The sequence below is a fragment of the Xanthomonas sp. F1 genome (assembly GCF_014199855.1).
On the sequence record NZ_JACHOK010000002.1, the window covers coordinates 221149 to 232945 of the forward strand.

Sequence of the window (11797 nt, forward strand, 5' to 3'; positions counted from 1 at the left end):
CACCTCTGTCTCGCTCCGCGTATCGTAGTCGCTGGTCTGGGGCGAACGTCGCGAGCGGATCCTGTGGCGTCGCTGCTGATGGTGTTCCGTCAACGCGTCATCCGATGTGCCGCCACGGCTTGCGTGCGCGGACGCTCCGATGCAGCAGCGCAATGCTGAGAGGTCGAGGAGTAGGGGTCGCCGTGAATCGAATCGGCCACGCGCACAGGCTGTCGGTGGAGGCAGCGCCAAGCGCAAGCGCGAGCTCATCGACACGCCATTCGCAGCGTCGGCACGCGGCATTTCCGCGCCGCTGCGTAGCTTGGATTTGCCCGCAACACTCCTGTTTCGGGCTATTCCAAGAGGAAACGCATCATGGCCAATCAGAACCAAAACACCAGCAATCGCGGATTCGCTTCGATGGACGACGACAAGCAGCGCGAGATCGCCAGCAAGGGCGGCAAGGCCGCACACGAGGGCGGCAATGCGCACGAATTCAATTCGCAGGAGGCGGCGGAGGCCGGCAGCAAGGGCGGCAAGGCCGCGCACGCGAGCGGCAATGCGCACGAATTCAATTCGCAAGAGGCGGCGGAGGCGGGTAGCAAGGGGGGCAAGGCGGCCCATGCGAGCGGCAATGCGCACGAGTTCGACTCGAAGGAAGCTGCAGAGGCCGGGCGTAAAGGCGGGCAGCGCTAGGCTGCGATGTGTTGCGTTGACGGCGGGTTGCCGGTCTGGCCCACTGACCAGCGACGCTCAGTACGTGGCGCCGCGTGCTGCAGGCCCAGGCCGCGATGCGTTCGCGGCCTGGGCCTTGGCATGATCAGGCCGACAGCTTCACATCGAAGCGGTCCAGTTCCATCACCTTGCTCCACGCCGCCACGAAGTCGTGCACGAACTTTTTCTGGGCGTCGGCGCTGGCGTAGACCTCCGCCACCGCGCGCAGCACCGAGTTGGAGCCGAACACCAGATCGGCACGGGTGCCGGTCCACTTCACGGCGCCGTTCTTGCGGTCGCGGCCTTCGTAGACGTCCTTCATCTCCGAGGTCGCCTTCCACTCGGTGCCCATGTCCAGCAGGTTGGCGAAGAAGTCGTTGCTGAGCACGCCCGGGCGATCGGTGAACACGCCATGCGCGGACTGGCCGCTGTTGGCGCCAAGCACGCGCAGGCCGCCGACCAGCACGGTCATCTCCGGCGCGGTCAGGGTCAGCAACTGCGCCTTGTCGATCAGCAGCGCCTCGGCCGACAGCGCGTAGCGGCGCTTGGCGTAATTGCGGAACCCATCGGCGATCGGTTCCAGCACCGCGAACGATTCCACATCGGTCTGCTCCTGCGAGGCGTCCATGCGGCCCGGCACGAACGGCACCTCGACGGTCTGCCCGGCCAGCTTGGCCGCCTGCTCGACTGCGGCGGCACCGCCGAGCACGATCAGGTCGGCGAGCGAGATCTTCTTGCCGCCGCCTTGCGCGCCGTTGAACTGGGCCTGGATGCGTTCCAGCGTGGCCAGCACCTGCGCCAGTTGCGCCGGCTGGTTGACCTCCCAATCCTTCTGCGGGGCCAGGCGGATGCGCGCGCCATTGGCGCCGCCACGCATGTCCGAACCGCGGAAGGTGGACGCCGACGCCCAGGCGGTGGACACCAGTTGCGCCACGCTCAATCCGGAGTCGAGCAGGGTCTTCTTGAGCGCGGCGATGTCCTGCGCGTCGACCAACGGATGATCCACGGCCGGGATCGGATCCTGCCACAGCAGTTCTTCGGCCGGCACGTCCGGGCCCAGGTAGCGCGCACGCGGACCCATGTCGCGGTGGGTCAGCTTGAACCAGGCGCGGGCGAAGGCGTCGGCGAACTGTTGCGGGTTCTCCAGGAAGCGGCGCGAGATCTTCTCGTAGGCCGGGTCGAAACGCAGCGCCAGGTCGGTGGTGAGCATGGTCGGCAGGTGCTTCCTGGACGGATCGTGCGCATCCGGAATCACCGCCTCGGCGTTCTTGGCCACCCACTGGTGCGCGCCGGCCGGGCTCTTGCTCAGTTCCCACTCGAACTTGAACAGGTGCTCGAAGAATTCGTTGGTCCACTGCGCCGGCTTGGTGGTCCAGGTGACCTCCAGGCCGCTGGTGATGGTGTCGCCGCCCTTGCCGCTGCCGAAGCTGTTGGACCAGCCCAGGCCCTGGCTCTCCAGGTCGGACGCTTCCGGCTCGGCGCCGACGTGGTCGGCCGGGCCGGCACCGTGGGTCTTGCCGAAGGTGTGGCCGCCGGCGATCAGCGCCACGGTCTCTTCGTCGTTCATCGCCATGCGGCCGAAGGTGTCGCGGATGTCCTTGGCCGCCAGCAGCGGATCGGGATTGCCGTCCGGGCCTTCCGGATTGACGTAGATCAGGCCCATCTGCACCGCGGCCAGCGGGTTTTCCAGGTCGCGGCTGTGGCGCACTTCGCTGTCGTCGTCCTTCACCAGCACGCCGTGCGCCTCGTCCACGCCCGGCGAGCCGTGCGAGTACCGGTCGTCGCCGCCCAGCCACTTGGTCTCGCGACCCCAGTACACGTCCTGGTCCGGTTCCCAGGTATCGGCGCGGCCACCGGCGAAGCCGAAGGTCTTGAAGCCCATCGATTCCAGCGCGACGTTGCCGGTGAGGATCAGCAGGTCGGCCCAGGAGATGGCCTGGCCGTACTTCTGCTTGATCGGCCACAGCAGGCGCCGCGCCTTGTCCAGGCTGACGTTGTCCGGCCAGCTGTTGAGCGGGGCGAAGCGCTGCTGGCCGCGGCCGCCACCGCCACGGCCGTCGCCGGTGCGGTAGGTGCCGGCGCTATGCCAGGCCATGCGCACGAACAGTGGGCCGTAGTGGCCGAAGTCGGCTGGCCACCAGTCCTGCGAATCGGTCATCAGCGCGTGCAGGTCGCGCTTGAGCGCTTCCAGATCGAGTTGCTGGAACGCCTTGGCGTAATCGAACTGCGGGTCCAGCGGGTTGGAGCGGGCCGAGTGCTGGTTGAGCAGGTCCACGCGCAACTGCTTGGGCCACCAGTCGCGATTACTGGTGCCGCTGCCGCTGGCAGCCTGGTGGAACGGGCATTTCGATTCGCTGGTCATGGGAGGCTGCCTTGGCTCTTGGTGGACGAGATGGGGTGGCTCGGCGCCGCGATGGTGCGGCGGGGTGACGATGAAACTGGTGACACGATAGGCGCAAGCGGGGATATATAGAATTCGAATTCTTCTAATCAATCGATAGGAGGTGACTATCGGTTCGATGGCGATGTGCCACTCCGAGCTGCCGTATCGACCGCCGCCAGCGGGTGGTGGGTGCCGCACAGTGGTCGCCCGCGTGCCCATCCGCCAAGACGATTCGATGGGGCCATCGGCCCTTGCGCAAGGGTCGATGCGCGGGCGCCGGGACTCAGGCCACAGGCATCACGTCGAAGTCTCCCCCCAGGACCCGTTCCAGCCGTCCGCTGCGCCAACCGCGGACGCTGTCGCGCACCAGCGGCGAAGGCGCGATTCGATAGCGTCGGCACACCCGCAGTTCGTCCTCGCCGATGGGCGCGCGTCGCGCCTGCCCGGGCAGGTCCGGGGCGACCCGCACCTGTACCGCGAGCCGGCGCAGGGTGGGTTCGTCGACCTCCTGTTCCTGCACGTGCATGCCGGCTTCCGCTTCCAGCAATGCGAGCGCGCCGAAACCGGCGATGGCCAGCCAGGCATGCCCCTGCTGCGGATCCTGCGCCAATACTTCCACCCGCATGTTGCGCTGCTCGGCCCAGGCCAGATACATCTGCAGCAGGCGTTGCCACCACTGCCGCGCTTCGGCCGGATGCCGGTGCAATTCGCTGGGGCCGATGCGCAGGTCCAGCAGCGCATCCTGCGGGCGCTGCTCCTGCAGCGCGGTGCTGGCCAGGCGCAGCAGCCACAGCAACTGCGTCAGGCGCCCCACGAACTCGCTGTCGCGTTGCGCGCTGTCCAGCCGCGCGCGCAGGCGCACCGCGGTCGCCTGCGCGCTTTCGATGCGGTCGCGGCGCTCGATCCGGTCCAGCACCTGGAAGCGGCCCGGTTGCGACCAGAAATCGCGCTCGCCCATGGTGGCGAAGTCGGCCTCGCGCGCCTGCTGCCAAGCCGGCGCGGCATGCAGGTCCTGCAGGCTGCGCAAGACTGCGTCCAGGCGCGGCAGGACAGCGCTGTCTGCGCTGGGCGCATACACCAGGTCGCGCAGATCCGTCGGCGCGGCGGTGTCGACCGCGGTGGGCAGGGGCTCTGGCGTCGGCGGCGCGTCCGGCGCGATGAAGCGCACGTCGAGGCGGTCGCCGGCGCCGCGCACGAACAGGAACTGGTCGCCTTCGGGGGCGCGTTGTTCGACGATGCTGCGGGCCAGCGGCGCGAGCAGATGCTGGTCGATCGCGCGGCGCAGCGGCCGCGCGCCCAGGTCCGGGGTGAAGCCGCGGTCGAGCAGGAATTCGATCGCCGACGGCTCCCATTCCACCGCCCAGGCGCGATTGCGCAGGCCGCGTCGGGTCAGCGTGCGATCCAGCTCCTTGTGCAGGATCTCGCGCATCAGTGCGCGATCCAGCGGGTTGAACAGCACCACGCGGTCGAGCCGGTTGACGAACTCGCGGCGGAAGGTCTCGTACACCGCCTTTTCCACGGCGCTGCGCGAGTAGCCGCCGGCGACGGTGGCGAAGCCGGGGCCGGCGCCGCGGGCCAGCGTGGCGCCGACGTTGCTGGTGAGAATGATGATGCTGTGGCGGAAGTCGGCGGTGTTGCCGTTGCGGTCGCTCAGGCGAGCGTCGTCGAACACCTGCAGGAACAGGTCCCAGACCTTGGGGTGGGCCTTCTCGAACTCGTCCAGCAGCACCACCGAGAACGGCTGTTCGCGGATACGTGCGATCAGCGTGCGCTGCCCGACGCTGTCGTCGCCGGTGAGCCGGTACAGCGCGTCCTCGCCCTGGAACTCGCTCATGTCCAGGCGCAGCAGGCGCTCGGGGGTGCCGAACAGCAGTTCGCCCAGTGCCTTGGCCAGTTCGGTCTTGCCGGTGCCGGTCGGGCCGGCGAACAGGAACACGCCGATCGGGCGGCGGCTGTCGATCAGTCCGGCCTTGAGCATGGCGATGCGGTCGAGCAGGGTCTCCACCGCCTCGTCCTGGCCCAGCACGCGCTTGCGGAAGAAGCGGCGCAGCGCATCCAGTTCCAGCCGTTGGCGATCGTCGATCACCTCCAGCGGCAGGCCGCTGCGCCTGGATACCGCCTGCAGCAGGGCATCGTCGTCCAGCGGCAAGCGCGCGCCGTCACCGTCCTTCGCGGCCTGCAGGGTCTCGTCGAGCAGTTGCAGCAGGCGGCCGGGTTCGTGCTGGTCGGGGAAATACTGCGCGGCCAGGCGTTCGGCTTCGACCAGGGCACGCGTATCGATCACGTCGGTCTGCAGCGCCTGTGCCTGGGCCTGCGCCCACTGTGCGCCGATCTGTGCCAGCGCGGCGGGCGCGGCCGGTTCCAGCGTCACCACCTCGAAGCGCGAACGCGTGGTCGGCCGCGCCACCTGCAATTGCGCCAGTTGCCGCGGGGTGATCTCGCCGATCAGGCGCAGTTCGCCGCGCTCCAGGGCCGGCAGCACCAGATCGAGGATGCCGCGCGGATCGCGCGAATGCGCCCCCTTGTGCAGCAGGTCGTAGAAATCCGGCGCGCGCCACAGGGCGCGCTCACGGTGCAGCACCGCCAACATCTCGCGGATGCGTCCCTCCAGTTCGCCGATGTAGCTCTGCCCCGCCAGGATCTCCGCAGCGGACGCCTCGAACACGCGCCACCCTTCGGCGAGCAGGCGTTCGCTGAGCAGGTCGATCAGTACGCTCTTGCCCACGCCGTGCTCGCCGACCAGCAGCACCGGCTGCGGAGGCGTGGCCACCACGTGCTCGTAGGCGCGCTGCAAGGCCGCGTCCAGCCCCGGGTGGCGCAGGCGCAGGCGCGCCGGTACCGCTGCGACGACACGGCCGAAGCCGCCGAGCACGCGCTGCTCGCGACGCTGCGTGCGTGCGTCGTGCAGGCGCTGCAGGAACGGTTCCAGCACGGGTTCCTTGAACTGTGCGAGGGTGTCGCCGAGCGCGGTGAGCGCTGCATCGTCGAGTTCGTCGAAATCCACCGGGCGGTCCGCCGGGGCCTTGCTTGCGGCCCACTGCAGATAGGCGCGCAGGCGTTGCCGGAACGGGACGATGTTCCACCACCAGTCGCGTGCGTGGCGCAGCAGCGCGTGCAGATGGTCGGCATCCGGCAGGCGCTGCAGGTAGTCGAACAGGAAGCTCAGCGGATACGAGCCCAGGTGCGGGAGCACGTCCAGGACCGCATCCGCATCCGGGTGGCGGCGCTGCGCCAAGGCCTGCGCCGCCATGCACGGCAGCACGTAGCCTGGGCTGCCCAGCGCCTCGACCAGTTCCTGGTGGGAGAATTCCGAGCCCGCCAGCAGCGCCACGCCCTGTTGGAACTGCGGAATCTGCGCCAGATCGGCAGGGCTGTGGATCTGCTCGTCCTGCGCTTCCACCTGCTGGCGCAGCCGCTGCAGATGTTGCGCCGGAGTCTCCTGCGTCACCTCGGGCGCGGTGTGGTTGTTGTCGCTGGTGTCGGTTGCCGGTGCAGGCCGTTGCGCGGAGGCGCTGTGTCCGCGAGGGCGCGCCAGGTGCAACAGCACCGCGCCGACGACCACGCCGATGGCGAAAAGGGCAAATTCCATCGTCGCCGCCTCAGTCCCAAATGCCGCGGTGGCCGCTGCGCGGGTGCGGCGCGTGCATGGCGCCTGCCGCGGCGCGGCCGACAGGGGGGCGTGACGACGTTCGCGAGCGTGGCTGCATGCGGTCCCTCGTTGGATATGGCCGCAGCGGACGCATGCGGCCTGTGCTGGTGTCGCCGGTCCATTTGCGGTGAGCAGGGCGGCGCGTTCGCCGTCGAGTATAGGAGGCCCTGTTTCCTCCAGGCGACAGCGTCGCTGCGCAGGACGACACCGATCCGAATGCAGCGGCAGGCCGACGCTGCCTGGCGCAACCGCGGCTCCCGTCGTCGGCGCCTCCCCACTATCCTGTCGCGATGACCCAACGCGCCACCCGTCTGCTGCGCCTGCTCGATGCCCTGCGCGGGCGTCGCCGCCCCGTGGCCGGCGCGCAGCTCGCCGCCGACCTGGGGGTGAGCCTGCGCACGCTGTACCGCGACATCGCCAGCCTGCGCGGGCAGGGCGCCGACATCCTCGGCGACCCCGGCGTGGGCTACGTGCTGCGCCCGGGCTTCCTGCTGCCGGAGTTGAATTTCAGCGAGGACGAGCTGGAAGCGCTGACCCTGGGCGCGCGCTGGGTAGCGAGCCAGGCCGATCCGGAACTAGCGCAGGCCGCGCAGCGCGCCATCGCCCGGATCGGGGCGTCGTTGCCGGCGCCGTTGCGGCTGGCGCTGGAGACCAGTGGGCTGCTGGTGCCCGCGGCCCCACCCGCGCAACCGGCGGCGCCGTGGCTGCCGGTCCTGCGCCGCGGCATCCGCCTGGAACACGTGCTGCACATGGACTACGCCGATGCCGTCGGCACCGCCTCGCAACGACGCATCTGGCCGTTCGCAATGGCCTTTCTGGGCGGTTTCGGCATGATCGCGGCGTGGTGCGAACTGCGCGGCGACTTCCGCCATTTCCGTGCCGACCGGGTGCTGGCGCTGCACGACGATGGCGAACGCTATCCGGACCGCAGGCATCTGCTGATCCGGCGCTGGCGCGCCGCTACCGGGCACCGCGTCGGCTCCTGACAGCGGCTGTCAGCAGGGGCGGCGCAGACTGCACGGCGTCCACCACGGAGTCCGACCATGTCCCACGATCTTGTGCTCTACACCCATCCCATGTCGCGCGGCCGCATCGCGCGCTGGATGCTCGAAGAAACCGGCCTGGCGTACCGCGCGCAGATCCTCGACTACGGCACCGGCATGAAGGCGCCGGCGTACCTGGCGATCAACCCGATGGGCAAGGTGCCGGCGTTGACCCACGGCACCACCACCGTCACCGAGAATGCGGCGATCTGCGCCTACCTGGCCGATCTGGTGCCGGAGCGGCAGCTGGCGCCGCCACTGGGATCGCCGGCGCGGGGCGATTACTACCGCTGGCTGTTCCTGCTGGCCGGGCCGGCCGAGGCCTTTCTGACCGCCAAGCAGCACGGCACGCTGGCGCCGGCGCACAGCGCCGGCTACGGCCATGGCGAGGACCTGCTGGACATGCTGGAGCAGGGCGTCGCCGGTCGCGAGCACCTGGCCGGCGACCGCTTCAGTGCGGCCGACCTGTATGCCGCCGCGTTCCTCGGCTTCTACACGCGCATCGGCGTGCTGCAGGCACGGCCGGCGTTTGTCGCGTTCGTGCAGCGGCACATGGCGCGGCCGGCGGCGCAGCGTGCCGCGGCCATCGACGATGCGCTGTTGGCGGCGCATCCGAACCCGTTCATGCCGCGTCCGAGCGCCGTCCCGGCGACCGCCTAGCGGAATGTGGACCACTGGCGGCTGGGTATGCCGCCGCGCGGACGGACCCTCACCCCAACCCCCGCTCCGCGCCCCAACCCCCGCTCCGCGCCCCGGCCCGCGCTTGCGGCGCGGGCGCTCCAGGGCACGCGCGCCAGTGGCGCACAAGCCGTGCCCAGTCGCCCCGGCGGGAGAGGGGTTCGGCTGTTCCCTTCTCCCGTCGGGAGAAGGTGCCCCGCAGGGGCGGATGAGGGTGCGGGCGCAGCCTCGTGCGCCCTATTACTGCGGCCGCTTCGCGCCGAACCCTCACCCCAACCCCGCTCCGCGCCCCGGCCCGCGCTTGTGGCGCGGGCGCTCCAGGGCACGCGCGCCAGTGGCGCGCAAGCCGTGCCCAGTCGCCCCGGTGGGAGAGGGGCTAACGGCTTTTCCTTCTCCCCTCGGGAGAAGGTGCCCCGCAGGGGCGGATGAGGGTCCGGGCGCAGCCTCGTGCGTCCTAATACTGCGGCCGCTTCGCGCCGGCCCCTCACCCCAACCCCCGCTCCGCGCCCCGGCCCGCGCTTGCGGCGCAGGCGTTCCAGGGCACACGCGCCAACTGCGCGCAAGCCGTGCCCAGTCGCCCCGATGGGAAAGGGGCTGAATCGCACGCCGCGCTACAGCAGCGACTTGAGCCGGTACAGCGCTTCCAGTGCCTGCTTGGGCGTGAGCTCGTCCGGATCCAGCGCGGCCAGCGCGTCCTGCGCGGCGGAGGGTGCGGCGGCGAACAGGCCGAACTGCTGTGGCGCGTCCAGCGCCTGCGGTGCCATCTGCGAGGCGTGGCTCTCGCCGCCGCGTTGTTCCAGTTCCGCCAGGCGCCGCCGTGCCTGCGCCACGGTGGCCTTGGGCAGGCCGGCCAGCGCCGCCACCTGCAGGCCGAAGCTGCGGTTGGCCGGGCCATCCTTGACCGCGTGCATGAACACCAGGCGGTCGCCGTGCTCGACCGCGTCCAGGTGCACGTTGGCGATGCCGCTGGGGCCGCCTTCGACCGATTCGTCGGCCAGTGCGGTCAGCTCGAAATAGTGCGTGGCGAACAGCGTGTAGCAGCGGTTGTGATGCGCCAGATGGCGCGCCACCGCATCGGCCAGCGCCAGGCCGTCGTAGGTGGAGGTGCCGCGGCCGATCTCGTCCATCAGCACCAGCGATTGCGCGGTGGCGTGGTGCAGGATGTAGCTGGTCTCGGCCATTTCGACCATGAAGGTCGACTGGCCGCGGGCCAGGTCGTCGCCGGCGCCGATGCGGGTGAGGATGCGGTCGATCGGGCCGATCACCGCGCGCCGCGCCGGCACGTAGCTGCCGATGTGCGCGAGCAGCACGATCAGCGCGTTCTGGCGCATGTAGGTCGATTTACCGCCCATGTTCGGGCCGGTGATCACCAGCATGCGCCGGTCGGGATGCAGGTCGAGATCGTTGGGTTCGAACGGCTGCTCGCGCACCGCTTCCACCACTGGGTGGCGGCCACGTTCGATGCGCAGGCAGGCACCGCTGTCCAGCTCCGGCTGGGTCCAGTCCAGCGCCTGCGCGCGTTCGGCGAAGCCGGCCAGCACGTCCAGTTCGCTGAGTGCGGCGGCGGCGCGCTTGAGCGGTTCCAGGCGCTCGCCCAGCGTGTCCAGCAGGCCTTCGTAGAGCAGCTTCTCGCGCGACAACGCGCGCTCGCGCGCCGACAGCACCTTGTCCTCGAAGTTCTTCAGTTCCTCGGTGATGTAGCGCTCGGCGTTGGTCAGGGTCTGCCGCCGGCTGTAGTGCACCGGCGCCTTGTCGGCCTGGCCCTTGCTGATCTCGATGTAGTAGCCGTGCACCCGGTTGTAGCCGACCTTCAGCGTGGCGATGCCGCTGCTGGCGCGCTCGCGCGCTTCCAGGTCGATCAGGAACTGGTCGGCGTGGGTGCTGAGCCGGCGCAGTTCGTCCAGCTCGGCGTCGTAGTCGGCGGCGATGACGCCGCCGTCGCTGAGCTTGAGCGGCGGCTGCTCGGCGATCGCCGATGCCAGCAGGTGCGCGATCTCGTCGTGCTGGCCCAGCTCCGCCGCCAGCGCGGCCAGCCGCGGCGAATCCAGCGGCGCCAGGACCGCGCGCACCTTCGGCAACAGGCCCAGGCCGTCGCGCAGGGTGGAGAAGTCGCGCGGGCGCGCCGAGCGCAGGGCGACGCGGGTGAGGATGCGCTCGACGTCGCCGAGCGCGCGGAAGGCCTCGCGCAGGTCGGCATCGGCGCCGCGGTCGATCAGCGTGCCGACCGCGTGGTGGCGCTGCACCAGCACCTCGCGCAGGCGCAACGGACGGTGTAGCCAGCGCCGCAGCAGGCGCCCGCCCATCGGCGTGACCGTGCTGTCGAGTACGCCGAGCAGGGTGTTGCGGGTGTCGCCGTCGACGCGCGTGTCCAATTCAAGATGACGGCGGGTGGCCGCGTTCATCGCGATCGCCTCGCTGGCGGTCTCCATCGCGATCGCGGTCAGGTGCGGCAAGCGCTGCTTCTGGGTTTCCTCCACGTAGCCGAGCAGGGCGCCGGCGGCGGCGGTGGCGCGTGGTTTGTCGTCGATGCCGAAGCCGCTCAGATCGTGCAACTGGAAGAACGCCAGCAACTGGCGACGGCCGCTGTCGGCGTCGAACAGCCACGGCGCCCGGCGGCGCACGCCGCGGCGCTCGCGCAGGAACTCCGGCCACTGGTCCTCGTCGGGCACCAGCAGTTCGGCAGGCTCCAGTCGCGCCAGTTCCGCTTCCAGCGCGTCCTCGCTGTCCACCTCGTTGACCAGGAAACGGCCGCCGGCCAGGTCGGCCCAGGCCAGGCCGTAGCCCTGCTTGGTGCGCGCGATGGCCATCAGCAGGGTGTCGCGGCGCTCGTCCAGCAGCGCCTCGTCGGTCACCGTGCCCGGGGTGACGATGCGCACCACCTTGCGCTCGACCAGGCCCTTGGCCAGCGCCGGATCGCCGATCTGCTCGCAGATCGCCACCGACTCGCCCAGCGCCACCAGCCGCGCCAGATAGCCCTCGTAGGCGTGCACCGGCACCCCGGCCATCGGAATCGGCGCGCCACCGGAACTGCCGCGCTGGGTCAGGGTAATGTCCAGCAGCCGCGCGGCCTTGCGCGCGTCGTCGTAGAACAGCTCGTAGAAATCGCCCATGCGGAAGAACAGCAGCAGGTCCGGGTACTCGGACTTGGCGGCAAAGAACTGCTTCATCAGCGGGGTGTGTTCGGGGACTTTCTCGGAGGTCATGGCGCCTTCGTGCGGACGTGCGGGGCGGCGGCGCATGGGACGCGCCGCCGGTGCGACAGGGGCATGGGGCGGCGGGGCCGGCCCGTGGGGCAGGCAAGTTTAGTGGATTGGGGTGGCGGGCGACCTGCCCGCGTTGCTTCCGACGAGA

At 70.1% G+C, this 11797-nt stretch carries 6 protein-coding genes; 3 read left to right on the forward strand and 3 right to left on the reverse strand.

Going from position 1 to position 11797, the window contains the following annotated elements:
* The first annotated feature begins 354 nt into the window (after window positions 1-354).
* Window positions 355-675, forward strand: coding sequence for a KGG domain-containing protein (locus GGR71_RS05685; protein WP_160962890.1), 321 nt, complete (start codon window positions 355-357; stop codon window positions 673-675).
* A 124-nt stretch (window positions 676-799) separates the two neighbouring features.
* On the opposite strand, the gene katG is transcribed toward GGR71_RS05685, so the two are convergent.
* Together katG and GGR71_RS05695 are read right to left on the reverse strand one after the other, a co-directional pair.
* Window positions 800-3055, reverse strand: a complete 2256-nt coding sequence (gene katG / locus GGR71_RS05690; RefSeq protein ID WP_160962888.1) for a catalase/peroxidase HPI — start codon at window positions 3053-3055, stop codon at window positions 800-802.
* Window positions 3056-3359: 304 nt separating this feature from the next.
* Window positions 3360-6665 (reverse strand): AAA family ATPase, encoded by a 3306-nt coding sequence (locus GGR71_RS05695; RefSeq protein ID WP_160962886.1) that lies wholly within the window; start codon window positions 6663-6665, stop codon window positions 3360-3362.
* 350 nt (window positions 6666-7015) lie between these two features.
* Here GGR71_RS05695 and GGR71_RS05700 point away from each other — a divergent pair, with 350 nt between their 5' ends.
* Window positions 7016-7711 carry a helix-turn-helix transcriptional regulator gene (locus GGR71_RS05700; RefSeq protein ID WP_160962884.1) on the forward strand — a complete coding sequence of 232 codons (696 nt, stop codon included), beginning with the start codon at window positions 7016-7018 and terminating at the stop codon, window positions 7709-7711.
* A 57-nt stretch (window positions 7712-7768) separates the two neighbouring features.
* Window positions 7769-8428, forward strand: a complete 660-nt coding sequence (locus GGR71_RS05705; protein ID WP_160962882.1) for a glutathione S-transferase family protein — start codon at window positions 7769-7771, stop codon at window positions 8426-8428.
* Between the two features lie 629 nt (window positions 8429-9057).
* On the opposite strand, the gene mutS is transcribed toward GGR71_RS05705, so the two are convergent.
* A complete protein-coding gene (mutS, locus tag GGR71_RS05710; protein WP_160963621.1) occupies window positions 9058-11649 on the reverse strand; it encodes a DNA mismatch repair protein MutS in 2592 nt (863 codons plus the stop codon).
* Window positions 11650-11797 lie beyond the last annotated feature (148 nt).

What these genes read in the sequence shown, in the direction of transcription:
- GGR71_RS05685 (WP_160962890.1), top strand. Translation starts at nt 355, where the DNA reads ATGGCCAATCAGAACCAAAACACCAGCAATCGCGGATTCGCTTCGATG.
- katG (WP_160962888.1), bottom strand. Translation starts at nt 3,055, where the DNA reads ATGACCAGCGAATCGAAATGCCCGTTCCACCAGGCTGCCAGCGGCAGC.
- GGR71_RS05695 (WP_160962886.1), bottom strand. Translation starts at nt 6,665, where the DNA reads ATGGAATTTGCCCTTTTCGCCATCGGCGTGGTCGTCGGCGCGGTGCTG.
- GGR71_RS05700 (WP_160962884.1), top strand. Translation starts at nt 7,016, where the DNA reads ATGACCCAACGCGCCACCCGTCTGCTGCGCCTGCTCGATGCCCTGCGC.
- GGR71_RS05705 (WP_160962882.1), top strand. Translation starts at nt 7,769, where the DNA reads ATGTCCCACGATCTTGTGCTCTACACCCATCCCATGTCGCGCGGCCGC.
- mutS (WP_160963621.1), bottom strand. Translation starts at nt 11,649, where the DNA reads ATGACCTCCGAGAAAGTCCCCGAACACACCCCGCTGATGAAGCAGTTC.